This is a genomic window from Brachybacterium fresconis, from assembly GCF_017876515.1.
Lineage (GTDB): Bacteria > Actinomycetota > Actinomycetes > Actinomycetales > Dermabacteraceae > Brachybacterium > Brachybacterium fresconis.
On sequence record NZ_JAGIOC010000001.1, the window covers coordinates 1,415,729 to 1,440,092 of the forward strand.

General features: G+C 70.5%; 19 protein-coding genes. 14 read left to right on the forward strand and 5 right to left on the reverse strand.

What is annotated here, in order from left to right:
* Nucleotides 1-124: 124 nt before the first annotated feature.
* From JOF44_RS06430 to JOF44_RS06450, 5 genes are all read left to right on the forward strand, one after another.
* Entirely contained in the window at nucleotides 125-1,483 is a 1,359-nt protein-coding gene (locus tag JOF44_RS06430; protein WP_209888766.1) for an NtaA/DmoA family FMN-dependent monooxygenase, read from the forward strand.
* 138 nt (nucleotides 1,484-1,621) lie between these two features.
* Nucleotides 1,622-2,677, forward strand: a complete 1,056-nt coding sequence (locus JOF44_RS06435; RefSeq protein ID WP_209888769.1) for an ABC transporter substrate-binding protein — start codon at nucleotides 1,622-1,624, stop codon at nucleotides 2,675-2,677.
* A gap of 19 nt (nucleotides 2,678-2,696) precedes the next feature.
* Nucleotides 2,697-3,743: a FecCD family ABC transporter permease gene (locus JOF44_RS06440; RefSeq protein WP_209888772.1), complete on the forward strand. Its 1,047-nt coding sequence runs from the start codon at nucleotides 2,697-2,699 to the stop codon at nucleotides 3,741-3,743.
* A 170-nt stretch (nucleotides 3,744-3,913) separates the two neighbouring features.
* Entirely contained in the window at nucleotides 3,914-4,924 is a 1,011-nt protein-coding gene (locus JOF44_RS06445; protein WP_209895738.1) for a FecCD family ABC transporter permease, read from the forward strand.
* Nucleotides 4,921-5,751: an ABC transporter ATP-binding protein gene (locus JOF44_RS06450; protein ID WP_209888775.1), complete on the forward strand. Its 831-nt coding sequence runs from the start codon at nucleotides 4,921-4,923 to the stop codon at nucleotides 5,749-5,751. Before JOF44_RS06445 ends, JOF44_RS06450 begins: the two co-directional genes overlap by 4 nt.
* Nucleotides 5,752-5,770: 19 nt before the next feature.
* On the opposite strand, the gene JOF44_RS06455 is transcribed toward JOF44_RS06450, so the two are convergent.
* The 3 genes from JOF44_RS06455 to JOF44_RS06470 form a co-directional block, all read right to left on the reverse strand.
* The gene (locus JOF44_RS06455; RefSeq protein ID WP_209888778.1) at nucleotides 5,771-8,167 is read right to left on the reverse strand and encodes a GNAT family N-acetyltransferase; all 2,397 of its coding nucleotides are present in this window, start codon (nucleotides 8,165-8,167) and stop codon (nucleotides 5,771-5,773) included.
* Between the two features lie 98 nt (nucleotides 8,168-8,265).
* Nucleotides 8,266-9,729 (reverse strand): lysine N(6)-hydroxylase/L-ornithine N(5)-oxygenase family protein, encoded by a 1,464-nt coding sequence (locus JOF44_RS06460; protein ID WP_245349262.1) that lies wholly within the window; start codon nucleotides 9,727-9,729, stop codon nucleotides 8,266-8,268.
* Nucleotides 9,730-9,875: 146 nt separating this feature from the next.
* Complete coding sequence (locus tag JOF44_RS06470; protein ID WP_342591687.1) at nucleotides 9,876-11,411, reverse strand: pyridoxal phosphate-dependent decarboxylase family protein; 1,536 nt, start codon at nucleotides 11,409-11,411, stop codon at nucleotides 9,876-9,878.
* A gap of 391 nt (nucleotides 11,412-11,802) precedes the next feature.
* Here JOF44_RS06470 and JOF44_RS06475 point away from each other — a divergent pair, with 391 nt between their 5' ends.
* The 3 genes from JOF44_RS06475 to JOF44_RS06485 all read left to right on the forward strand — a co-directional run bounded on the left by JOF44_RS06475 (nucleotide 11,803) and on the right by JOF44_RS06485 (nucleotide 15,037).
* Entirely contained in the window at nucleotides 11,803-12,909 is a 1,107-nt protein-coding gene (locus JOF44_RS06475) for a baeRF2 domain-containing protein (RefSeq protein WP_209888784.1), read from the forward strand.
* 126 nt (nucleotides 12,910-13,035) lie between these two features.
* On the forward strand, nucleotides 13,036-13,380 hold the full coding sequence (locus JOF44_RS06480; protein WP_342591688.1) for a plasmid stabilization protein: 345 nt from the start codon (nucleotides 13,036-13,038) through the stop codon (nucleotides 13,378-13,380).
* Nucleotides 13,381-13,645: 265 nt separating this feature from the next.
* On the forward strand, nucleotides 13,646-15,037 hold the full coding sequence (locus JOF44_RS06485) for a TerC family protein (RefSeq protein ID WP_209888787.1): 1,392 nt from the start codon (nucleotides 13,646-13,648) through the stop codon (nucleotides 15,035-15,037).
* A 136-nt stretch (nucleotides 15,038-15,173) separates the two neighbouring features.
* Here JOF44_RS06485 and JOF44_RS06490 read toward each other — a convergent pair whose 3' ends face one another.
* Entirely contained in the window at nucleotides 15,174-15,884 is a 711-nt protein-coding gene (locus tag JOF44_RS06490; RefSeq protein ID WP_209888790.1) for a lysoplasmalogenase family protein, read from the reverse strand.
* A gap of 81 nt (nucleotides 15,885-15,965) precedes the next feature.
* Here JOF44_RS06490 and JOF44_RS06495 point away from each other — a divergent pair, with 81 nt between their 5' ends.
* From JOF44_RS06495 to JOF44_RS06515, 5 genes are all read left to right on the forward strand, one after another.
* Complete coding sequence (locus tag JOF44_RS06495; protein ID WP_209888793.1) at nucleotides 15,966-16,913, forward strand: macrolide 2'-phosphotransferase; 948 nt, start codon at nucleotides 15,966-15,968, stop codon at nucleotides 16,911-16,913.
* Between the two features lie 321 nt (nucleotides 16,914-17,234).
* A complete protein-coding gene (locus JOF44_RS06500) occupies nucleotides 17,235-18,242 on the forward strand; it encodes a transglycosylase family protein (RefSeq protein ID WP_245348877.1) in 1,008 nt (335 codons plus the stop codon).
* 429 nt (nucleotides 18,243-18,671) lie between these two features.
* Entirely contained in the window at nucleotides 18,672-20,135 is a 1,464-nt protein-coding gene (locus tag JOF44_RS06505; RefSeq protein WP_245348878.1) for an MFS transporter, read from the forward strand.
* A gap of 140 nt (nucleotides 20,136-20,275) precedes the next feature.
* On the forward strand, nucleotides 20,276-21,457 hold the full coding sequence (locus JOF44_RS06510) for a Gfo/Idh/MocA family protein (protein ID WP_209888799.1): 1,182 nt from the start codon (nucleotides 20,276-20,278) through the stop codon (nucleotides 21,455-21,457).
* Between the two features lie 133 nt (nucleotides 21,458-21,590).
* Nucleotides 21,591-22,439: a sugar phosphate isomerase/epimerase family protein gene (locus JOF44_RS06515; RefSeq protein ID WP_209888802.1), complete on the forward strand. Its 849-nt coding sequence runs from the start codon at nucleotides 21,591-21,593 to the stop codon at nucleotides 22,437-22,439.
* A 132-nt stretch (nucleotides 22,440-22,571) separates the two neighbouring features.
* Here the strand turns inward: JOF44_RS06515 and JOF44_RS06520 are convergent, their stop codons facing one another.
* Nucleotides 22,572-22,940: a hypothetical protein gene (locus tag JOF44_RS06520; RefSeq protein ID WP_209888805.1), complete on the reverse strand. Its 369-nt coding sequence runs from the start codon at nucleotides 22,938-22,940 to the stop codon at nucleotides 22,572-22,574.
* A 526-nt stretch (nucleotides 22,941-23,466) separates the two neighbouring features.
* Here JOF44_RS06520 and JOF44_RS06525 point away from each other — a divergent pair.
* The gene (locus JOF44_RS06525) at nucleotides 23,467-24,279 is read left to right on the forward strand and encodes a SurA N-terminal domain-containing protein (protein ID WP_209888808.1); all 813 of its coding nucleotides are present in this window, start codon (nucleotides 23,467-23,469) and stop codon (nucleotides 24,277-24,279) included.
* Nucleotides 24,280-24,364: the final 85 nt, after the last annotated feature.

Consider the following 24,364-nt stretch of genomic DNA (forward strand, 5'->3'; position numbering starts at 1 on the left):
AACGAGTGCGTCGGCGTCGGGCCCGACGGTTCTTCGGCCGTCATCGGGGTTCACGCCGGATGCGCACCCGGGCCCCGACGACACATCGTGCAGGGGTCCGCCCCTCCCCCACGATCGGAGCCTCATGAGCCCCAAGCCACTGATCCTGAACCTCTTCGAGATGAACTGCGTCGGGCACATCACCCACGGCCTCTGGCGCCTGCCGGGGAACAACCGGCACCGCTACACCGACGTGAGCTACTGGACCGAGCTCGCGCGCCTGGCGGAGGACGGCGGCTTCACCGCGATCTTCCTCGCCGACGTCGTCGGTGCCTACGACACGTACGGCGGGTCGGCCGAGGCCGCGCTGCGCGAAGGGCTGCAGATCCCCAACAACGACCCCATGCTCGTGGTTCCGGCGATGGCCGCCGTCACCGAACGGCTCTCCTTCGGGATCACCTTCTCCACCAGCTACGAGCCGCCCTTCGCCTTCGCCCGCCGCATGTCCACCCTGGACCATCTCACCGGGGGCCGCGTGGGCTGGAACATCGTCACCTCCTACCTCCCCAACGCCGCGCGCAACTTCGGCCTGGCCGAGGAGATCGAGCACGACCGCCGCTACGAGATCGCCGACGAGTACCTCGAGGTCCTCTACAAGCTGTGGGAGGGCTCCTGGGACGAGGACGCCGTGGTGCGGGACGTCGAGGGGAACCTGTACAGCGATCCGACCAAGGTCCACCGCATCGACCATGCGGGCGCGAACTTCTCCGTCGCCGGACCCCATCTCTCCGAGCCCTCGCCCCAGCGCACCCCCACCTTGATCCTCGCCACCGCCTCTCCGGCGGGAGCGGTGCGGGCAGGGCAGAACGCAGAGCTCGTATTCACCCACGGCCCTCTGCTGGAGAAGACCGCACCGGCGGTGCGGGCCGCGGCGGAGGAGGCGGGGCGCGACCCGCAGGAGCCGAAGTTCATCGTCCAGGCCGCCGTGATCACGGGGCGGACCCAGCAGGAGGTCGACGAGAAGCTCGCGCAGTATCACGCCCACCGCTCCACCGAGGGACTGCTCGTCCACCAGTCGGTGCCGATCCGTGCTCTCGAGCACCCGCGGGAGCGGACCATCGCAGAGGCGCTCGAGGTCGAGGGACTGCCGGCCGACACCCCGGTGGGTCGCCGTGGCACCCAGGAGACGGTCGGGGACCTGCTGGCCGCCGTCGACGAGGCCTGGCACGACCGCTTCTTCGTGGCCGGGACGCCGGAGGCCGTGGCCGACGCGATCGAGCACTGGCTCGACGTCGACGGGATCGACGGGATCAATCTGCGCCAATACCACTCCTTCGACACGGTCCGGGACTTCGCCGAGCTGATCTCACCGATCCTCCGCCGCCGCGGGCGGCTCCCGGAGCGCAGCGGCACGATGCGCCGCCAGCTCACCGGCCACGACCGACTGCCGACGGAGCACCCGGCCACCCGTTTCCGCGGTGCCTTCGCGGGGGTCGGTGTCTGACCCCGTCTTGCGCTCAGGACGGACACCCCGTAACTTTGGTGAGGCTAACCTAAATGCTGACCCGGGCGTGTGGACCTCGACCCCGTCGTGCCGGGCCCGTCCTGACGCGCGTCCGCGCGCACCACCGAAAGGCCCCCGATGCCACAGATCTCCCGCCGTGTGTTCGCCGGCTCCTCCCTCGCCCTCGCCGCCGCGCTGGCCGGCTGCTCCTCCGGGGGCGCGTCCGGGACCGGCGGCTCGGACGGCGGGGGCGATCCGGGCGGCGGCACCTCCGCGGACGGCACCGAGATCACCATCGAGCACGCCTTCGGCACCACCACGATCCCGGCTGTCCCCGAGGTGGTCACGACGGTCGCCTGGGCCAATCACGAGGTCCCGCTGGCCCTCGGGGTGGTCCCTGCCGGCATGGCCGCGGCAAATTTCGGCGATGACGACAGCAACGGTCTGCTGCCCTGGGTCCAGGAGGCGCTCGAGGAGCTCGGCGCGGAGACGCCGGTGCTGTTCGACGAGACCGACGGCATCGACTTCGAAGGGGTGGCGGACACCGCGCCCGAGGTGATCCTCGCGGCGTACTCCGGGCTCACCCAGGAGGACTGCGACACCCTCACCCAGATCGCACCGACGGTGCCCTACCCCGAGATCGCCTGGGGCACGCCCTGGCGCGAGATGATCACGGTCAACGCCACCGGGATGGGCAGGGCGTCCGAGGGTGATCAGCTGGTCACGGACCTCGAGGCGCAGATCGAGGAGGCCGTCGCAGCACATCCGGCGATCACCGGCAAGAACGTCATGTTCCTGACCCACGTGGACACCACCGACCTCTCCGAGGTCAGCTTCTACACCGCCCATGACACCCGGACGATGTTCTTCGAGGACCTCGGCATGGCCATCGCCCCGAGCGTGGTCGCGGCCTCCGAGGAGACCGAGGAGTTCTCCTCGACCGTCAGCGCCGAGAACGCCGACGTCTTCAGCGACGTGGAGATCATCGTGACCTACGGCGACGAGTCCCTGCTGGCGGCGCTCGAGGCCGACCCGCTGCTGTCCCAGATGCCTGCGGTCTCACGCGGCGCGGTGGTGAACCTTCCCAGCAACAGCCCGCTGGGCACTGCCGCGAACCCCACCCCGCTGGCGATCCCGTACATCCTCGAGGACTACCTGGCCGAGCTGGACCGCGCGGCGTCGGCCTCCGCCTGATCGCGTCACCCGCACCTCGATGACCACGAGAATCGGCTCCCCGCCCGGGACGACCGCCGCCACGCTGCGGCGGTCGACCCGGACGCGTTCCCTGTGGCTGCTGCTCACCGTGACCGTGCTCCTCGCCGTCGCGGTGGCCTCGGTGACGATCGGGGCCCGCGACGTCGGGGCGCAGGACGTCCTCGCCGCGATCGGAGGGTCGACGGACGGCTTCGGCGCCGCCGCGGTCGCCAAGCGCATCCCCCGTACGCTGCTCGCCGCCCTCGCGGGCGCCGCACTGGGCGTCTCCGGGGCCGTCATGCAGGGCGTGACCCGCAATCCCCTCGCGGATCCGGGGATCCTCGGCATCAACACCGGGGCCTCCCTCGCCGTGGTGATCGGCATCGCCCACTTCGGGCTCGCCGCTGCCTCGACGTTCATCTGGGTGGCGATCCTCGGGGCGGCCGCCACCGCCGCGCTCGTGTACGTGCTGGGGTCCCTCGGTCAGGGCGGGGCGACCCCCTTGAAGCTGGCCCTGGCGGGTGCTGCGACCGGGGCGGCGCTGACCTCGTTCATCAGCGCGGTCGTGCTGCCGCGCTCCGACATCGGCGACAGCGTGCGCTCCTGGCAGATCGGCGGCGTGGGCGGCGGGACCTACGCCTCGCTGCAGCAGGTCGCACCGTTCCTGCTCGCCGGGTTCGTCCTGTCGCTGCTGTGCTCGCGCGGGATGAACACGCTGGCTCTGGGCGATGAGCTCGCCGCCGGGCTCGGCGAGCGCGTGGCCCTCACCCGCGCCGTCGCGGCGCTCGGCGCGGTGGTGCTGTGCGGCGCTGCGACCGCCGTGACCGGCCCGATCGGCTTCGTCGGCCTCGTGGTCCCGCACGCCTGCCGACTGCTGATCGGTGTGGATCATCGCTGGCTGCTGCCCTTCAGCGCGGTGGTCGGGGCGATGCTGCTGACCGCGGCCGACGTGCTGGGCCGGGTCGTCTCGCGGCCCGCGGAGCTCGACGTCGGCATCGTCACCGCGCTGATCGGCGCCCCGTTCTTCATCGCCATCGTGCGTCGGCAGAAGCTGGTGAGCCTGTGAGCCCGACGACGGATCAGGACGTGCGCGACGCGGCCGACGGGGACCGCGCCCGCGCCGTCACCGCCGACGGGGACCGCGCCCGCACCGCCACCGCCGACGGGGACCGCGCCCGCGGCGTCACCGCCACCCCGACCACCCCGACCAGCGCGACCAGCGCGACCCTCGAGCGGGTGCGGGCGGGTCGGCGTCGGCGCGGCGCCCGAACCGCGCTCGCGATCTCCCTGCTCGCCCTGGCGATCGTGGCCGTGCTCTGTCTGTCGCTGATGGTGGGGCGGACGTTCTACCCGCCGCAGGACGTGCTGCGGGTGCTCGCGGGCCAGGAGGTGCCCGGGGCGAGCTTCACGGTGGGCAGCCTGCGCCTGCCCCGCGCCGTGCTCGGCCTGCTCGCCGGGGCGTGCTTCGGCCTGGGCGGGGTCACCTTCCAGACCATGCTGCGCAATCCGCTGGCCAGCCCCGACATCATCGGGATCTCCTCCGGGGCGAGCGCCGCGGCGGCATTCGCGATCGTGGTGCTCGGACTGTCCGGGACCACCGTCTCCCTGGTCGCGATCCTCGCCGGGCTGGCGGTCGCGGGCGTGATCTTCCTGCTGTCCCGCCGGGGCACCTCGGCCGGGACCCGGCTGATCCTGGTGGGCATCGGCATCGCCGCGATGCTGCAGAGCGTGACCGACTGGGTGCTCTCCACGGCCGGGCAGTGGGACCTGACCGAAGCGCTGCGCTGGCTGACCGGTAGCCTGAACAACACCTCCGCCGATCAGGTGTGGCCGGTGCTCGGGGCGCTGGTCGTCCTCGGGCCGCTGCTGCTGTCGAGGTCCCGGGAGCTGCGGATCGGTCAGCTCGGGGACGACGCCGCCCGCGCGCTCGGTGTACGGGTGGACCGCACGCGGCTGCTGGTGGTGATCGCCGCCGTCGGCCTGATCTCCTTCGCCACCGCGGCCTGCGGGCCGATCGCCTTCGTGGCGTTCCTGTCCGGCCCGATCGCCGCCCGTCTGGTCGGTCCCGGCAGCTCGCCGCTGGTGCCGGCGGCTCTCGTGGGCGGCCTGCTCGTGCTGGTCGCGGATCTGGTGGGCCAGTACGCCACCGGCACCCGCTATCCCGTCGGCGTCGTCACCGGCGTGCTCGGCGCCCCGTACCTGATCTACCTCATCATCCGTGTGAACCGTCGAGGGAGCTCCCTGTGACCACCAGCCATACCCTGACCGCCGCATCGCTCAGCGTCGGCTACGCCGACCGCACCGTCATCGACGGTCTCGACCTCGAACTGCTGCCGGGGCGGGTCACGGCGATCGTCGGCGCCAACGCCTGCGGGAAATCGACCCTGCTGCGCTCCATGTCGCGCCTGCTCACCCCGCGCCACGGCCAGGTGCTGCTGGACGGCCAGCAGGTGCACCGGATGCCCGCCAAGAAGCTCGCCCGCCTGCTGGGGCTGCTCCCCCAGTCCCCGCTCACGCCGGAGGGCATCACCGTCGCGGACCTCGTCGGTCGCGGCCGGCACCCGCATCAGGGGATTCTGAGCCGCTGGTCGACGTCCGATGATGAGGCGGTCGCCGCTGCCCTGGACACCACGCGCACCGCGGACCTCGCCGATCGTCCCGTCGATGAGCTCTCGGGCGGGCAGCGCCAGCGGGTGTGGATCGCGATGGCGCTGGCCCAGGACACCGATCTGCTGCTGCTCGACGAGCCGACCACCTTCTTGGACGTCAGCCATCAGGTCGAGGTGCTCGACCTGCTCACGGATCTGAACCGTTCCCGCGGCATCACCATCGTGATGGTGCTGCACGACCTGAACCTGGCCGCTCGGTACAGCGATCAGCTGGTCATGATCGCCGGCGGCGCGGTGCGGGCGAGCGGGCCCCCGTCGGAGGTGCTCACCGAGGAGCGCGTGCACGAGGTGTTCGGGCTGAGCTCCCGGGTGATCCCCGATCCCGTCTCCGGGCTGCCGCTGATGGTTCCCATCGGCCGCCATCGCGTGCGGGGCGACGGGGCCCAGGGGGCCGACGGGATCTGACCCCGCCGGCCCGCACCGCTCAGACTCCCCGGGCGACGGGGTTGTCCATCCGCCCCGCGTACAGCAGCGAGGAGGCCTGGTCGCCCAGATCGACCATCGCCAGGGTGTTGCGCAGCTGCAGCCGGTTCAGGCAGGAGTGCGCGAAGCTGCCGGCGCGCAGGTCGACGTCCCCGCCCGACCCCCGCGCGGTGTCGGGGTGTTCGGCCTCGTAGCTCTCCAGGACTTCCGCGACGACCTGCCAGAAGGCCTTCGCCGACATCACCCCGTCGGCCGCGAGGATGCCGCTGAGGTGCCGCAGCACGCCGTCGAAGACGTCGGTGAAGATCGACAGCGCCTTATCGTCCCCGCCGACGCGGGCCCGGACCCGCTCGATGTCCGCCGGCAGCGAGCGTCCGCCCACCACGGCCATCTCCTCGCCGATGTCCTTGAGGAAGGCGCCGACCACCGCATGGCCCCGCATCCGCAGGATGAGGTTCTCACCGTGGGGCATGACGACGACGTCGTGCGCGAGCAGGAGGTGCACGAGGGGGCGGAGATAGGCCTGCAGGTAACCGGTCAGCCAGGTGCGGACCTCGAGTCCCGAGGCACGGATCGAGGCGGTGGCGAAGGCGGTGCCGTCGTGGTCGCGGTGCAGCAGCGCGGCCATCGTCACGGCCTGCTCGCCGTCAGTCAGCAGCGGCAGCGGGTTCTCGCGCCACAGCGCCGCGAGCATCTTGCGATGGGGATTGCTCACGGCGGTGCGGTGGTAGACGTCGCCCGTGTAGCCGAGGGCCGATCGCTCCCGCAGCAGGGAGAAGCCGCGAGCGGCGAACTCGGCATCGCCGGCGACGACGCTCTGGAGCCAGTCGTTCACGGCCGGGGTCTCGCGCATGTAGTGCGGGGACAGCCCGCGCAGGAAGCCCATGTTCTGGATGGCCAGGGCGGTCTTGACGTAAGGGGCGCCGGGGCGGGTGCGGTTGAAGAAGGTGCGCAGGGACTGCTGGGGCTGGTGCTCGTCCCCGCCCGGGCCGAGCACCACCAGGTCACCGCGGGCCACGTCCGGGGCGAAGGTGATGGGCACCCGGTGCTCGGCCTGCCACGGGTGCAGGGGCAGCAGGTGGTAGTCGGCGGGGTCGAGGCCGCGGCCGACGAGTCGCTCCGCGAAGGCGTCCCGTTCCTCGGGGCTCAGCGCGAGCTCGAGATGGGCGGTCTCGCCCATGCCCTCCCCCAGTGACAGGTGGCTGTGCTCACGGCGCGCGGCGACCCAGATCAGGCGGGTGGTGCGCCCGCATTCGGGAGCATAGGCGCGATAGTCCGCCAGGGAGTAGCCGATGCGGCCGTTGTTGGCGAGGAAGCCGGGGTGGCCCTCGGTCATCGCCGCCTCGACGGTCTGCAGGTCCGCGTCCAGCAGCTCGGCGGTGGTCGGTCGCAGGCCGCGACGGGCCTGCTCGGCGATGGCGGTGCGGGCGGCGAAGGTCGAGGCGAGCTCCTCGAGATAGGTGGAGACCAGGTCCTCGGGCAGGCCGAGCCTCTCCTGCAGCTCCAGCACCAGCTCCTGGACGTCCAGCGGCCGGGGCGCCCCGTCGACGGTGCGCTCGAGGGTGTCCTGCTCGAGCAGCCAGTGCTCCAGGGGCAGCACCTGGGCCCGGAAGGTGTAGCACGAAGGGCCGGCGGTCAGCTGCCAGGTGTCCTCGCCGGTCGGCTCGGGACGGAGCAGGCGCTCGTGGGAGAACTCGGCGAGCGCCTTGGCGACGAGGTGGCGGTGCGCGGCGGCGCCGTGCTCGGCCGCGAGGTGGGCCCAGGGGGCTGCGGGCCGCCCCGGTGCGCCGAGGGCACCGGCCGACGAGGCGTCCTCGGAGACCGCACCGGTCGCTGCGCCCGGCCCGGCACCGAGAGTGCTGAGGGCGAAGTCCTCGCGGGTGCAGACGCTGAGGGCGGCGCGCTTGGTGTGCCCGTCGGCGGTCAGGTCGATCTCCCGCAGGGTGCGGAAGCCGGCCGCGGCATTCTTGCGCAGGATCGGTGTGTGGGATGCGTCGGGCTCGACGATGACCCGCAGCGCGCCGCGTCCGTCGCCCTCGCGCTGGCAGAAGGAGACGGTCTCGGCCATGACGGCGGCGGTGAAGCCGCGGATTCCCTCGCCCTCGGGCGGTGCGATGAGCAGATGCATGCCCAGATCACCGGTCCGCGTCGCGAACTGCGTCGGATCCAGCAGCAGCTCGGGGTGGTAGGTCTCGACGTAGAACGCCGGGTGGCCGTCGGCGCGCCCCAGCCAGGCGTCCTGGCGGGGATCCTCGGCGAGCGCGGCGAGATGGGCGCGGATCTCGCCCTCGGTGCTCTCCAGCAGATTCCAGGAGCGGGCACGAGGATGGATCAGCCAGCGGTGGACGGCGGCGGCGTCGCGGGCCGGATCGGCGGGCTCGAGGGTGAGGCTGGGCATGGAGGAACTCCTGGTGGTCGATGGATCGGCGGACGCCTGCCCGGTGGCGGTCGGTCCGAGTGGTGCCCGTCCGACGGAGCCCGGACGGGGTCGGGCGGTCACGCGGATGCTCCGGCCGAGGAGGTCTGCTGGGGTGGCAGTCCGAAGCTCTGGAAGGCGATGCGACGCTCGATCGGATAGGGCTCGCGCCCGGTGATCGCGGCGAGGACGACGCTGGCCCGCCAGGGCCCGAAGCCGAGGTCGGGGGCGGTGACGCCGTGGGTGTGGATCTCGGTGCCCAGCACGTGGAGGCGCTCGGCATCGTCGACGGTGTAGTCGCGGCGGGCATCGAGCCGCCCGGCGCGGTCGAGGCGGATCCGATCCGCGAGCGGGCCCAGGAAGTCCGGCAATCCGGCGCGGTAGCCGGTCGCCGCCACGACGGCGCCGGTGCGGTGCTCGCGCTCGGTGCCGAGCCGAGCATGGCGGAGCCCGAGGACGCTCGCCCCGGTGGCCGGATCCCGCCGGGCGGAGGTCACGGCGACGTCGCTCAGCAGCGTCGTCGGCAGCTCCTGTCCGCCCTGGCTGAGGCGGTAGAGAGTCTCGTGGATGTCGTCGATCAGGTCGCCGCTGATGCCCTGATGGAGGGCGCGCTGGCTGCGGCCCAGCTCATCGCGCTGCTCCTCGGGCAGGCTGCGATGGTGGTCGGTGTACTCCGGGGAGGTCATCTCCAGGGTGAGCTTGGTGTACTCCATCGGGAAGAACCGTGGCGACCGTGTGATCCAGTCCAGCCGGATCCCCCGAGCGCAGGCCTCCTCGAGCAGGTCACGGTAGATCTCGGCGGCCGACTGGCCGCTGCCGACGATGGTGATCGCCCCGCCGGCCAGCAGCTGTCGACGATGCTCGAGGTAATCGGCGCTGTGGATCATGGGCCCGGCCGTCGGGTCCGCGGCCGTGCTCTCGGCGAGGCCTGCCAGGGCGGGCGGCAGGCTCGGCCGTGTGCCGACGCCGAGCGCCAGGTGCCGGCCGCGGTGGACCTCGTGGCCGATGACGTCGCCGTCGGCGTCGAGGATCTCCGCCGTCACCGCGAAGTGCTCACGGCCGGACGTTCCGCCACCGCTGCGACCCTCGACGGCTGGGTCGATGGTCGGATGGACGACTGGGTCGACGGCCGGATCGACGTTCGGGTCGACGGCTGGGTCGATGGTCGGATCGACGGCTGGGTCGACGGCTGGGTCGACGTTCGGGTCGACGGCTGGGTCGACGGCAGGCTCGACGGAGACCACGCGGCGTCGCCAGCGCAGGCAGTCCAGCTGCTCGGCGACCCAGCGGCAGTAGGCCTCGTACTCGGTCCGCAGCGGGTAGAACGACTCGCGGATGTAGAAGGGGTAGAGCCGCCCCGTGGCCTTGAGGAAGGCGAGGAAGGAGTAGGGCGAGGTGGGGTCGGCGAGGGTGACCAGGTCCGCGAGGAACGGGACCTGCAGGGTGGCCGTCTCGAGCATCATGCCGGGGTGCCAGCGGAACTGCTCGGCCTGATCGAGGAAGACCGCGTCGACGTCGTCGAGGGGTTCGGCGAGGGCCGCCATCCCGAGGCCGAAGGGGCCGATCCCGATCCCGACGAGGTCATGGATCGTCTCTTCAGCACCGGCGTCGGCCGCGAGAGCGGGCGATGCGCCATCCGCAGCGTCGACCGTCGTCCGGGGCGCGGCGCCCGTCGCGTCGTCAGTCGCGCTCATCGTCGGGCTCCTGCGCTGCCGGCCATCCCGGCGGGTTCGGGGGCGGACGCCGAGATCGGAACCTGCGCCGGCGTCTGCGCGGCGAGGTCGGAGCCGGCGAGCAGTCCGCGTCCGGTGGCCCGCACCAGGTCGAGCACGGCTGTGAGGTCGTCGAGCGTGGAATCGGGGTTGAGCAGGGTGAGCTTCAGCCAGGGGGTGCCCTCGACGGTGGTGCGGGCGACCATGGCGCGTCCGGAGTCCAGCAGCACTCGTCGGATCAGCGGCACCAGGCGGTCCGCGCTGGCGGCGTCGATCCCCGCGGGGTGGAAGCGGAACAGCACGGTGCTCAGATCGCTGCGCCCCAGCACGGTGAAGTCCGCATCGGCCTGAAGCAGCTCCCGCGCCGAGGCGGCGAGGTCGCAGACCGCATCGACCATCTCCCCGAGCCGCTCGGGGCCGAGGGCGCGCAGCGTGGTCCAGAGCTTGAGAGCGTCGAAGCGGCGGGTGGTCTGCAGGGACTTGTCGACCTGATTGGGCTCGGCATCGTCCCCGCCCGCCTCGGCCGCCGGGTTGAGATAGTCGGCGTGCCAGGCCACCGCGGCGAGATCCGCGGGGTCGCGCACGAGGACAGCGCTCGAGGAGACCGGCTGGAAGAAGGTCTTGTGGAAGTCGACGGTGACGGAGTCGGCGTGCTCGATGCCATCGAGCAGGTGCCGCCGGGTGGGCGAGAGGAGGAGGCCTCCCCCGTAGGCGGCGTCCACGTGCAGCCAGACGCCGCGCTCCGCGCAGAGCCGCGCGATCGGCGCCAGCGGGTCGATGAGTCCGCGATCGGTGGTGCCGGCGGTGGCGGCGACGGCCATGACCACATCACCGGCAGCCTCCCGGCGCGCCATCTCCTGCGCGAGCGCCTGCGGGCAGAGCCGCCCGTCGACGTCGCCGTCCACCGTGATCACGGCGTCCTCGTCCAGTCCCAGCAGCAGCGCGGCGCGCGCCACGGAGAAGTGCCCGGCGGCTCCGGCGAGCAGACGCAGGCGGGGCAGGTTCGCTCGCCGTGACCCGTCCAGATCCCGCAGTGCCCGCTCCCGGGCCAGGAAGAGCCCCTGCAGGTTCGACTGCGTGCCGCCGGAGGTGAAGACCCCGTCGCCGCCGGCCAGACCGATCCTCCCGGCGGTCCAGTCGATCAGGCGCCGCTCCATGAAGGTCGCGACCAGGGACTGGTCGTAGGTGTCCACGGAGGTGTTGATCGCTGCGAGCATCGCCTCGGCGGCCACCGCCGGCACCGCCACCGGGCAGTTCAGATGCGCGGTGTAGGCCGGATGATGGAACCACACGGTGTGGCCGGCGTAGAGCCGATCCGCCTCGCGCAGGGCGTCGCGGCACCCGATCCCGGCGGTGTCCAGCTCGACCGCGTCCACCAGATCGTGCAGGCGCCGGCCGTCGGGACCGGACGACGGCGCGGCGACGGTGCGGAAGCGGTCGGCGATCGTGTCCACCACCTCATGCAGGAGGGCGGAGTACTCGTCGGCGCTCGCGGCACCGAGCAGAGCGGGCACGGCCCCTGTGGTGGTGCATTCGGTCCTCTGCGGACGGGGAGACGGCTCTGGCATGGCGGAAAGGTCCTCCTGGCTCAGGGAGCACGCCGACGCGCACCCCTCCTACTTAGGCTTGGCTACCCTAAGTAGCGATGCGCGACCTCGCGCAACCCGCCGCCGCACCCCGCATGAGATAGCCCACGCCCCTCGCGACCAGGCCGATGTCCAGAATCTTGCGTCGTCGTCGGGCGACGACAGATGATCACGGCCGACGGGACCCGCGGGAGAGCCGGGTCGGGAGTTCTCCTTGCGGTGACCCCCTCCGCGTGCAAAGGTGAGGTGACCCACGCGGTGCAACGAGGCCGAGCTGGGAGCTCGGTCCCCCGCACGTCGAGCACGCAGGAGGTCATCCGTGAAACTGCCCTGGCTGAAGCCCGCCCTCGAGGCCCCCGGCCCCTTCACGTCGGTCCACATCGACACCACCCGGACCGATCCGCACGCCGTCGGCCAGCTCGAGGCGCGATGGGCGCGGATGCGCTCCGATCTCTCGGCCGACGGGGCACCGGCTGCGCTGCTGGACCGGATCGAGGAGACGGTGCTGAGCCCCTCCTCGATCGGTGGGCGGCACGGCCGGACCCTGCTGGCGACCGACACGGAGGTCCTCGTGGACCGGGTGCTGCCCGCGCCACCGCTGACGGAATCGGCGCATCGCGGCGAGCACCCCCAGCTGCTGCCCCTGCTGCAGCTGACGCCCTTCGCCGTCAGCCAGCTGCTGATCATCGTCGACCGCGCCGGCGCCGATCTCCACCTGCGCGCCCCGGACAACCCGTCCATCGCGCACGGCCACAACGATCTGGACGCGGACGCGAGCGTCGAGGGCGGCCACGACGTGCTCCACAAGGCGAGCCTCGGGGGCGGCACCCAGCACGGGTGGCGGGCGAACAACTACGAGACCCGGGTCGAGGACTCCTGGGAGCGCAATGCGGACGCGGTCGCCGGGACGGTCGAGCGGATCCTGCGCGAGAAGTCCCCCGACATGCTGATGCTCAGCGGGGACGTGCGCGCCATGGGTCTGCTGAAGGACGCCCTGAGCCCGGAGTCCCGCGCGCGGGTGATCGACGTGCCCGGCGGCACCCGCGGGGTCGCCTTCGATCGCGGCCCCTTCCGGGAGGAGCTGACCGCTGCGACGGAGGAGTTCGTCGCCCACCGTCAGCAGGAGCTGGCGGAACGCTTCCGGGAGAGCCAGGCCCGCGACGGCGCCTCGGTGGGAGGCGCTTCCGAGGTCGCCCAGGCGCTGACCCGGGGCCAGGTCGAGGAGCTGGTGTTCGTCTCCGCGCACGCCCCGGACACCATCGAGGACCTGCTGCGCCGGACGCTGCTCACCGACGGCGCGGTCTCCGCCCTGCCGGAGGACGTCGACGGGATCCCCGAGGGCGTCGGCGCCCTGCTGCGCTGGCGGGACGGGACCACGCCGTCCAACAGCATCGGCAGCATGACCGGGGACTCGCAGCGCGAGTGAGGCGTCGGCCGCTCCGGGGACCGGACGGTCCGATTCCTCGACAGGGAGGGGGCGCGTCCCCAGGATGGAGATGCACGAGCATGGACGACACCATGCGGTACGTCCTCAGCAACGCCGTCGAAAGAGGTGAGCACCGTGCCCGAGGCATGGAGCGACAAGCGTGAACGACAGTACGAGCACGTGAAGAAGAGCCGGCTGGATGAGGGCAGCTCGGAGGAGGAGGCCGAGGAGGTCGCCGCCCGGACCGTGAACAAGACCCGCGCCCAGGAGGGTGAGTCCGACGAGGCCAGCAAGACCTCCACGCAGGACAAGTCCCCCTCGGAGCGCGGCTGGGAGCGATCCGGTTCCGGCCCGCAGGGACGCACCAAGGATCAGCTGTACCAGGATGCGAAGCGCGAGGACGTCGAGGGCCGGTCGCAGATGGACAAGGACGAGCTGCAGGAGGCGGTCGAGCAGCACGAGGACAGGTGAGCCGGCGATCCTCGCCGACCGAGGAGCGCCGAGCCGACCGAGGAACGCTGAGCAGATGCTCAGCGGTCTCCCAGGCAAGCTGGGCCGACGGTCCGGACTCACCCAGGAACGCTGTATAGCGTTCCTGGAGACATCGGGGGAGTATCCCGCACGCTGCGCCCGTCACCACGAGAGCTGACGACAGCCTTCCGGGCGCAGCGGCCTGCCGCAGACGTCGGCGGGTGGAGAGACTCGGGTCGACCACACGACCCACGAAAGCAGATCCTTGACTGTCTCTCCCCTCGTCTGGGTCCTCACGATCATCGCGATCGTCGGACTCCTGGCCTTCGACTACTTCTTCCACGTGCGCAAGGCGCACATCCCCACCATCGGCGAGGCCGCGGTCTGGTCCGGCATCTACGTCGGTATCGCCCTCGTGTTCGGCATCGGCGTGCTCATCCTCGGCGGCTCCACCATGGGGGCCGAGTACTTCGCCGGCTACGTCACGGAGAAGGCGCTGTCGATCGACAACCTCTTCGTCTTCCTGGTGATCATGGGGGCCTTCGCCGTGCCCCGCCAGGACCAGCAGAAGGTGCTGCTTTTCGGCATCACCTTCGCGATCATCGCCCGGTCGGGCATGATCACGATCGGCGCTGTCGCGATCGATCGCCTCTCCTTCGCCTTCTACATCTTCGGGGCGATCCTGCTGTACACGGCCGCCAAGATGATCCTCGACGAGGCCAAGGACGACGACCCGGACGCGGAGAAGAAGGACAGCTTCTTCGTCGGCCTGGTCAAGAAGGTCCTGCCGGCCACCGACGAATTCGACGGCGACAGACTGTTCACGATCGAGAACGGCAGACGCGTCCTCACCCCCATGCTGCTGGTCATGATCGCCATCGCCGGCACCGATCTGCTGTTCGCCCTCGACTCCATCCCGGCGATCTTCGGCCTCACCCAGAACACCTACATCGTGTTCACCGCGACCGCGTTCTCGCTGCTGGGCCTGCGGCAGCTGTACTTCCTCATCGACGGGCTGCTCGATCGCCTCGTGTACCTCTCCTACGGGCTGTCGGTCATCCTCGCCTTCATCGGCGTCAAACTCATCCTGCACGCCCTGGGCACCAATGAGCTCTTCTTCGTGGCCGGCGGCGAACCGCTGGACGTCCCCGAGGTGAGCACCGGACTGTCCCTCACCGTGATCATCACCGTCCTCGTCGTGACCGTGCTGGTCTCGCTGCTGTCCCCGAAGGGCCGCGCGCAGGCGGCGGTCAACAACGCCCACCGCGAGGCCGTCGCCTACGTGGAGATGACCTATGCAGGCTTCGAAGCCCGACGGGACGCGATGTACGAGCGCATGCTCGAGGACGAGAAGACCCTCCAGGGCCTGCCCTCGAAGTTCCAGGACCTGGTGGTCTCCGAGCAGAACGTGCGCGCGCTGCTCGCCGATGCCCACCGGATCCACGAGGCGCGCCTGGAGTTCAACCAGCGCGGTGAGCGATCCGACGAGCAGCCCGAGGGGCTGGTCGTCACCCGGGCCGACGGCACCATCGCGACCGACGGGAACGGGAAGGTCGTGACCGTCTCGGAGGAGGAGGCCGCCCTCGCCCGGTCGCAGGCCAAGCACCGCGAGCGCGAGGATGACCGTGCCGCGTACGCCGGAGGACACCGGGGCTGATCGCGTCGGCTGAGCACACCTGGCGACCACACCGGCTGACCGCGGCTGCTGCCCGTGCCGGTTTGTCCGCGGCTGCTGCCCGCACCGTTCGGCGCCGCCCGGGGCTCGCCCGACGGGCTCACCGGTCGGGGCGGGGTCAGCGGGTCCGGACCGGCCGCAGCTCCGCGTCGGCCCTGCGCACCGCGACCATCAGCAGCAGCTGGGCCAGGAGGTACGTGCTCATCACCCAGAATCCCTGGTCGGCAACGGTGAGCACATCGAAGGCGTCCAGTGCGATCAGGGAATCGGAGACGACGAAGACCGCTCCCCCGACCGCGCCGATCCGGCCGAGCCCGGTGGCGAGGACGGCCATCGTCGCGATCGCCGCCGAGTACACGGCGATCGCGGGCAGCAGCGCACCGGCGCTCGGCGCGCACACCAGCACGATCGCCGCCGCGGCGACCAGATAGGGCGCCGCGCGCACCGGTCGGGCGAGCAGGGAGCGGTGCCGGTACGGCCAGAAGGCGCAGGCGTAGACCACCTGCGCGCCCAGGAAGAACACGACCATCACCAGGAAGGAGAGTTCCTCCGGGGCGAGGCGCGGCGCCGAGTCCCCGAGCCAGGACAGGGCCAGGGCACCCAGCGCGAGGCGCACCAGGGGCCCGCGCGGCGAGCTGGTGGAGGTCCACAGCACCGCGGCGAGCACCGGCATCGCCAGCACCTGGGTGAGGCCGGCCAGGACGGCGACGCCGCCCAGCTGCGCCGCCAGGTGCACGGACCAGACCAGGACGAGGAGCACCACCGCCCGACGTCGTCGCACCGCCTCGGTGCGCGGGCGGCGGCCCCGACCCGTCACCGCTCGGTCCATGCCGAGATCGTACGGGGGAGCTTCCCGCGCCGCGCCGGAATCCGCTGGCCGAACCCGCCACCACGGTGGCAGACTTCTGCGATGGCCTCGACGACCCCGCCCGCCGACCTCGACGACCTCCTCGCCCTGGCCTCCGCGCACGGCCTCGAGCTGGACCGCTCCTCGCTCCGCGCCGAGGAGATCGGCCTGGACTTCCGCGTCGTCTTCGGGCGCGAGGCCGACGGGACCGACTGGGTGCTGCGGATCCCGCGGAGAGCGGACGTGCTCGCCCGGGCGGACATCGAGGGGCGCCTGCTCGGGCTCATCGCACCGCAGCTGGATGTGGCGGTGCCGGAGTGGCGGGTCCACTCCCCCGACCTGATCGCCTATCCCCTGCTGCCGGGCACCCCGGCCCTCTCGATCGGGGGTGACGGCGAGCTCACCTGGAACATCGACATGGCCTCCCTCGACTATGCGGCCTCGCTCGGGGACGCCGTCGCACAGCTGCACCGGATCGATGCCGACGCGGCGGCCGAGACCGCGATCGAGGTGCGCACCGCCGATCAGGTGCGGGAGGCCTGGCGTCACGACCTCGATCGCGTGGCGGAGTCCTTCCGGATCGCCCCGGCCCTGTGGGAGCGCTGGAACGCCTGGCTGGCCGAGGACAGCTACTGGCCCTCCCGCACCGTGCTCACCCACGGGGAGATCTATCCCGGCCACACCCTGGTCCAGGGCGAGCAGATCTCCGCGATCCTCGACTGGACCACGGCAGCTGTCGGGGATCCTGCCAAGGATCTGATGTTCCACCAGGTCAGCGCCCCAACAGAGGCATTCGACGTGGCGCTCGAGCACTATGTACGCGGCGGCGGGCAGGTGTGGCCGCGACTGGCAGAGCACTGCACCGAGATGTATTCGGCAGGGGCCGTCGGCTACGGGCTCTATGCCCTGGAGACCGGCGAGCGCGCCCACCGGGACGCCGCCGCAGCAGCGCTGGACCCGTCGTCGGAGACGGCGGACGCGGCAGCGGACGACCCGGCCTCGGAGGCGTGAGTCACGTCCGTCGTGACCATTCCGTGACCTGAAGAACAGAAGCGCTCCAGGTCACATTCCCGCACAGGATCCCGCGAGGCGCCACATCATCCCTGGTCAGGGTTTCGCGCTGCGATGACGCGCCATGGGCCCGGCACGCGGTGCCACGTAAAATCCCCGTTTCCCCTTGGCCATGCCCCTTGCCCGGAGGGGGGAGCGCGCCCCTAGCGTGACTGTCGTTCGAGACGCGAGATACGCGACGTGCGCCCCGTGACCCATGGGGGCCGCAAGAACCGCGAAATGCGAAAGGACGTGTTCATGCCTCGGCACAACACGCACGCCATGAGGACCACAACGGCCGCGCGCCGCGGCCTCGCCCGTACCGCCATCACCCTTGCCGGCGGCGCCGTCGTCGCCACCGGCATGCTCGCCACCGGCTCCGCGGCCAACGCCGCTACCGGCTGGGACGAGGTCGCCGCCTGCGAGTCCGGCGGCAACTGGTCCACCAACACCGGCAACGGCTACTACGGCGGCCTGCAGTTCTCCCAGCAGACCTGGGACGCTTTCGGGGGCTCGCAGTACGCCTCCAGCGCCGACCAGGCCTCGAAGAGCCAGCAGATCGCCGTCGCCGAGAAGGTCCTCGCCCAGCAGGGCCAGGGTGCCTGGCCGAACTGCGGCGGACCGCTCTCCGGCGGTGCCGACACCTCCGGCGCCCCGGCTGCCGAGGACAACAGCTCCTCGGAGGAGAGCTCCTCGGACGAGGGCTCCTCCGACGAGGGCTCCTCCGACCAGAGCTCCTCCGACCAGGGCGACTCCCGCGAGGCCCGCGAGCCGCAGCAGCAGGCCGACCGCTCCACGCAGCGCGAGAGCACCGAGAAGCAGGGTGACTGGAGCTGCGACGGTGACGGCATCGCCGACAACTGCACGGACAACGGCTTCACCAAGGAGACCGAGCAGGACGACGAGGGCCAGCAGGCCCCCGAGCCCGCCCAGGAGCAGGCTCCGGAGCCCGAGACCGAGCAGCCCGCCGAAGAGGCCGCCCCCGAGGCCGGCTCCCAGGCCACCGGTGATCTCCAGGTCGCCGGCACCCTCGAGGTCGACGGCAAGATGGGCCCCGAGACCGTGACCGCCCTCCAGGATTGGCTGGGCGTGGAGCAGACCGGTGAGATGAACGAGGAGACCACCCTCGCACTCCAGGACTGGGCGGGCACCGCTCAGGACGGCGAGATCGGTGACAACACCGTCGCCGGCCTCCAGCACGAGATCGGCGCCCAGCAGAACGGCTCCGAGAACATCGAGGACGGCGAGGGCACCACGAAGGTCCTGCAGAGCTTCCTGAACCTCTACTGATCCTCCCGCGGCTTCCCGCCGCACCCGCGGTCACGCACCGCATCTCCCGGACGGCCGGGTCACCCATCAGGGTGGCCCGGCCGTCCGTCGTTCGTGGGCGGCTGGGCCATCCGTCGCCTGTGGCAACAGTCGGCAATTTCCACATCGGCGTGACGCATTGCGCACCGGACGACTGATCGTCGCTCCCACCGCCGTCCTCGACGTCCCTGGTGACAGCCCCGTCGCCGTCATCACGCCCGTGACCTGCCCCACATGTGGGGTGCCGTCGTCGTGCAACTGATGGCAAGAACCTCGTGCGGTATGGGGCCCCGACCAGAATCGGTCCATTCGTTCCGCCCGGTCTTCCGGCCGAGGCGACGATCACGACACAGGGACCCCACCGGGCCTTCTCCTGTGTCCTCTCAAGGATGAGGAGCGAGGAGCACAATGATGAGCACCACGGACGCATTACCCGGGCCGGACCGCATGGTCCCGACTGGCCCGCCGATCGCGGCGCACACACGGCCGTTCAGCGTGCGCGACAAGATCGGCTACATGTTCGGAGACTTCGGGAACGACTTCACGTTCATCCTGCAGTCCACGTTCTTCCTGATCTTCTACACCAATGTGATGGGGATCAGCGCCGCCCACGTCGGGACCCTGCTGTTCGCCGCCCGCATCCTCGATGCTTTCACCGACGTCGGCGCGGGCCGACTGATCGATACGCTGCGCCCGGGCCGCAGCGGCCGATTCAAGCCCTGGCTGCTGCGCATCATGATCCCGGTCGCCGGCGCCGCCTTCCTGATGTTCTCCCCGTTCCTCCAGGACGGCAGCTACGGCGCGCGCCTGGCCTGGATGATCGTCACCTACATCCTGTGGGGCTCGGTCTTCTACACCCTGATCAACATCCCTTACGGCTCGATGGCCTCGGTGATCTCCAACAAGGCCGGCGAGCGCGCCTCGCTGTCCGTGTTCCGCTCGCTCGGCGCCACCCTCGCCAACCTCGGCATCTCTGTGATCCTGCCGCTGATCGTGTTCGTCCAGATCGAGGGCAACTCGGAGATCTCCGGCAACCGCATGATGTTCGCCGCCCTCGGGTGCGGCATCCTGGCGGTCGTGTGCTACCTGCTGTGCTTCACGAACGTCGAGGAGCGCATCCAGACAGCGCCGAAGCCCAGGGGAGAGCGCATGGGTTTCGCGAAGACCATGGGCACCCTGATCACGAACCGCGCGCTGACCGGCCTGATCTTCAGCTCGCTGTTCATGCTGATCGCCTTCATGATGATGGGCGGCATGATGCCGTACCTGTTCAACGAGTACTTCAACAACGGCCAGCTGCTCAGCGCCGTGAACTTCGTGGGTATCGCACCCACCCTCCTGCTGGTGCCGTTCGCCGCGAAGCTCGCGAAGAATCTCGGCAAGAAGGAGGTCGGCGTCGTCGGCATGCTGCTCGGCGTCGCCGCGGGCCTGGTCCTGTTCGTCCTGCGCACCGACAGCCCGGTGGTGTTCATGATCGGCTACGCCGTTCTCATGTTCGGTGTCGCCTGCCTGAACATCCTGATCTGGGCGTTCATCACCGATGCGATCGACTTCCAGGAGGTCCGCACCGGGGAGCGCAACGACGCGACGGTGTACGCCACCTACTCCTGGGCCCGCAAGCTCGGCCAGGCGATCGCAGGTGGCCTCACCGGGTGGGCGCTGGGCTGGATCGGTTACGAGTCCGCCGCGGGAGGCACGGAGCAGTCGCAGGGAGTGCTGGAGGGCATCTACACCCTGTCCACCCTGCTCCCCGCCGGTCTGCTCCTGGTCTCGGTGCTCGCTCTGGCCTTCTGGTACCCGCTGTCCAAGAAGCGGGTCGAGGCGAACGTCGCTACCCTCGAGGCCAAGCACGCCGGGGATGACGCTCAGGCCTGATCCGCCCCCACGGCGGGCCTGTCCAAGGGGCCGCTGAGGAGCATGACCGTGCGGTGCCGCTTTCGCGGTGCCGCACCCCGTCCTCACGATCCGCTTGACGGATCGTCACCATTGACCGAAGACAGGAGACAGGAGACACCATGTCGGAGAAGCCAGAGAAGAACGTACGGCTCGGGATCATCGGGCTCGGCGCCCAGGGCGGCATGTACGCCGGCGTCATCAGCGAGGGCAAGGTCGCGGGCATGACCCTCGGCGCCATCGCCGACGTCGACCCCGCGAAGAAGGAGGCCGCCGCCGAGAAGTACCCGGAGGTGCCCTTCTACGACGACTACCTCGCGATGCTGGACTCCGGCGACGTCGACGCCGTGGTCACCACGGTGCCGCACTTCCTGCACTCGGAGATGACGATCACCGCGCTCGGCAAGGGCATCCACACCCTCACGGAGAAGCCGGCCGGTGTCTACACCAAGCAGGTCGAGGAGATGAACGACTTCGCGGCGGCTCATCCCGAGACCACCTTCGCGATCATGTTCAACCAACGCACCAACCCGGTCTACACCGATCTCAAGAAGCTCATCGACTCCGGTGAGCTCGGGAAGCTGCGCCACACCTCGTGGATCATCACCACCTGGTGGCGTCCGCAGGGCTACTACGACCAGTCGGCCTGGCGCGCGACCTGGGGCGGCGAGGGCGGCGGCGTCCTGGTCAACCAGGCACCGCACCAGCTGGACCTCTGGCAGTGGCTCGCCGGCACCCCGAAGAAGGTGTTCGCGAAGCTCGCCTTCGGGTTCCAGCGCGACATCGCCACCGAGGACGAGGTCAACGCGGTGGTCGACTTCGGCGAGGGCGTGACCGGACACTTCATGACCTCCACCAATGACTTGATCGGCACCGACCGCCTGGAGATGCTGTTCGACCAGGGCAAGATCGTCGTCGACGGCTCCAAGAAGGTCACCATCACCCGACTCACGGAGCCGGAACGGGATCTGAGCGACAAGATGTCGATGCAGGACGTCGCCAAGCTCTTCCGCGGCGAGATGGACCCCTCCGAGGTCTACACCGTCCAGGAGAAGGAGTACGAGTCGGTCTGGGGCAAGCAGCACCTCGACGTCCTGACGAACTTCGCGGCCAACGTCAACGACGGCACCCCGCTGATCGCGGACGGCGCCGAGGGCATCAACGGCGTCCGCCTCGCCTCCGGCATGCAGCTGTCCGCCTGGACCGGCCGCGAGATCGACCTGGTCGACTACCCGGCCGAGGAGTACCTCGCCGAGCTCAACCAGCGCATCGAGGCCGAGGGGAAGTTCCCCGTCCGCGACTGATCGCTTCCCCGGGACGGCCCGGAGCCGACACCACCGTCGGCCCGGGTCGTCCCGTTCCCGGATTCCCGCACGCACCGCTCGCACCCCGGAGCCGGCTCCCCCGGCTCCTCGCCCTCGTCGAAGGAGAACCACCATGCCCGTCCTCGGACTCCAGCTCATGATGCTCAAGGACCAGATCAACGAGAAGGGAATGTACGAGGTGCTGCGCCAGGTGCGCGAGCTGGACATCGACGCCGTCGAGGTCTCCCAGGTGGAGATGACCGACGAGCTGATCGACGACCTCGTGCGCGGCAAGGCCGACTTCGGCGTCGAGACCGCCGCCATGAGCGCCTCCATCGCCCCGGGCGGCAACGGCTTCGCCCTGGAGACCGAGTTCGACCGTGCCGTCGAGGCCTGCCGGAAGACCGGCTCGCGCTTCCTGCGCATCGGGATGATGCCCTTCGGGGCCATGACCTCGAAGGCTGCCTGCGAGGAGTGGGCCGCCTCCGTCGAGCCCTACGCCGCTCGCCTCGCCGAGCAGGGCATCACGCTGTGCTACCACAACCACCACGTCGACCTCATCCAGTTCGACGGCGAACGGATCTTCGACATCGTGCGCCGGGTCGCCCCGTCGCTGCTGTTCGAAGTGGACCTGCACTGGGTCCAGCGCGGCGGCATGGCACCGCTGGACATGCTGGCGGCCTACGAGGGCGCCTGCAAGCTCATCCACGTCAAGGACTTCCGCATCGCGCCGCTGCCGGCCGAGACCTATGAGAAGTTCGAGGCGCAGGAGATCGACATGAAGGAGTTCTACGGCGCCTTCCTGTCCCTCGCCCAGTTCGCCGAGGTCGGCCAGGGCAACATGAACTGGCCCGCCCTGCTGCCGGCCGCCGAGAAGGCCGGCGCGGAGTACTTCCTCATCGAGCAGGACGACACCTACGGCCGCGACCCGATCGACTGCATCCGTGACTCGCGCGAGTACCTGAGGTCCATCGGGTACTGACCCGTACGCGGCACTGCCGCCACCGGCACCACGCCCGTCGCCCGTGCTCTCGCACGGTGCGGCGGGCGTCGTGCGTCCCCGGGCCCCGCACCGGGGCCGAGGTGCCTCCGGGCAGGATCGCGGTCGGCGGCGTCAGTCGTCGGTGGTGGAGCGCTGCAGGTAGGTGCGGATCTCCCGGATCTTCGCGGTCTTCGTGGCACCGGCGAAGCGGATCACGTGGCAGAAGTCCACCCGCTCGCCCTCGCACACGAGGTAGCCGTCGCACGCGGCGAGACGGCCGTGGTTCAGGACGGTGAGGATCTCTCCGCTCTCGGGGGACGGCGGAGGCCCCACATACCCGTCGCTCGTCGGCGCAGGTTCACCGGCGAGCATCCAGGAGGCATCCTCCCGGAGCCACGCGCGCACGCTGTCCTCCTCCCCCGCCGCCCAGGCCGCCGCGATGTCCGCCACGATCGCCATCCGCGGGGAGTTTCCGCAGTCCTCCGGAATCATCATCTCCATGGCTCGACACCCTAGAGCTGCATGGCGGCATCCTCCAGACCCCCAGCACATCGATCATGTCGCGCTCGAGGCGGCGAAGGCCCCGTGCGCTTGACGCGACGTCACGCTTCACCGTGGTGCATGCACCGATCGCGACGGCCTGCCGCGACTGCAGCGGATCCTGGTGCTGCGGGAGCTCGGTCCGGGAACTGGTGATGACCACGATGTTCGACGGATTCGACCACACGCAGCACAAGGAGGAGGTCGAGGAGCGGTGGGTGCCGAGGCGTTCGCGGGCCTCGGTGACATATATGTCGCCGATCCGCACTGCGGGGCCACGTTCTCGGTCGAGGGCCGGCCTTCGCCGGTTATGTGCGCGATGCCATGACCGTCGACGCCCTGGACCCTCTCCCGTAGGGAGTACCGTTACCGTTTCGTGATGCTGCACACGGAACTCGGATTCCTGAGGGGAGTATGAGCGCTCCTGCAACGGGATCCCAGGTTTCGGGGCGTAGCGTCGCTCGCGCCGTCAACCTCAGGAGGCACAGTGAAGGTCCCCCGCACCAAGGCGATCCGCAACTCGGTCGCCGCCGTCTCGTTCGCCGCCATCGTGGCGCTGACCGGATGCAGCGACCAGGGCGCTCCCTCGGGCGCCAGTGATGGTGGCGGTCAGAAGCCGGCCGCCAGTGATGGCGGCGCCCCCGCCGGTAGCGACGGAGGAGGCCAGGCGATGCCCGAGGCCGACACCTCGGACGTGCCGGACGTCGTCGCTGAGGTCAACGGCGAGAAGATCTCCAAGGACGAGTTCGTCACCTTGTACGAGTCGCAGTTCCAGCAGGCCTCGATGCAGCAGCAGCAGTCCGGCCAGCAGCTCGACCAGGCCGAGCTGAAGAAGCAGGTCGCGAACCAGCTCGTCGACAACCGTCTGCTCCTGCAGGCCGCCCACGACGCCGGCATCGAGCCGACCACGAAGGACGTCGATGCGACCCTCGAGCAGATCGCGAAGCAGAACGGCCTGAAGTCGGGCGACGAGGTCATCGCCGCGCTCGAGAAACAGGGTATGAAGGAGAAGGACGTCCGCGAGGACGCTGCCTCCCAGTTCGCCCTGACCTCCTACATCGAGCAGGAGGCGGACATCAAGGAGCCGAGCGAAGAGGAGCTGAAGGCGCAGTACGACCAGCTCGTCCAGCAGCAGCAGGCCGGCGGGCAGCAGTCCGGTGGCCAGCAGTCCGAGGTTCCGCCCTTCGAGGACGTCAAGGGGCAGCTCGCCGACCAGGCCAAGTCCCAGCAGCAGAACGAGGCGGCCACCCAGATGGCCAAGGATCTGCGGGAGAAGGGCGACGTCACGATCAACCTGTGATCATCGCTCGCTCCGCCCGGTGACGGCGGCCGCCTCCTGGCGATCCGGCCCCGCACCACGACAGACCCCGTCGGTTCCGGCCGAC

What these genes read in the sequence shown, in the direction of transcription:
- JOF44_RS06430 (WP_209888766.1), top strand. Translation starts at nt 125, where the DNA reads ATGAGCCCCAAGCCACTGATCCTGAACCTCTTCGAGATGAACTGCGTC.
- JOF44_RS06435 (WP_209888769.1), top strand. Translation starts at nt 1,622, where the DNA reads ATGCCACAGATCTCCCGCCGTGTGTTCGCCGGCTCCTCCCTCGCCCTC.
- JOF44_RS06440 (WP_209888772.1), top strand. Translation starts at nt 2,697, where the DNA reads ATGACCACGAGAATCGGCTCCCCGCCCGGGACGACCGCCGCCACGCTG.
- JOF44_RS06455 (WP_209888778.1), bottom strand. Translation starts at nt 8,167, where the DNA reads ATGCCCAGCCTCACCCTCGAGCCCGCCGATCCGGCCCGCGACGCCGCC.
- JOF44_RS06460 (WP_245349262.1), bottom strand. Translation starts at nt 9,729, where the DNA reads ATGGCGGCCCTCGCCGAACCCCTCGACGACGTCGACGCGGTCTTCCTC.
- JOF44_RS06490 (WP_209888790.1), bottom strand. Translation starts at nt 15,884, where the DNA reads ATGGACCGAGCGGTGACGGGTCGGGGCCGCCGCCCGCGCACCGAGGCG.
- JOF44_RS06495 (WP_209888793.1), top strand. Translation starts at nt 15,966, where the DNA reads ATGGCCTCGACGACCCCGCCCGCCGACCTCGACGACCTCCTCGCCCTG.
- JOF44_RS06500 (WP_245348877.1), top strand. Translation starts at nt 17,235, where the DNA reads ATGAGGACCACAACGGCCGCGCGCCGCGGCCTCGCCCGTACCGCCATC.
- JOF44_RS06505 (WP_245348878.1), top strand. Translation starts at nt 18,672, where the DNA reads ATGAGCACCACGGACGCATTACCCGGGCCGGACCGCATGGTCCCGACT.
- JOF44_RS06510 (WP_209888799.1), top strand. Translation starts at nt 20,276, where the DNA reads ATGTCGGAGAAGCCAGAGAAGAACGTACGGCTCGGGATCATCGGGCTC.
- JOF44_RS06515 (WP_209888802.1), top strand. Translation starts at nt 21,591, where the DNA reads ATGCCCGTCCTCGGACTCCAGCTCATGATGCTCAAGGACCAGATCAAC.
- JOF44_RS06520 (WP_209888805.1), bottom strand. Translation starts at nt 22,940, where the DNA reads ATGGAGATGATGATTCCGGAGGACTGCGGAAACTCCCCGCGGATGGCG.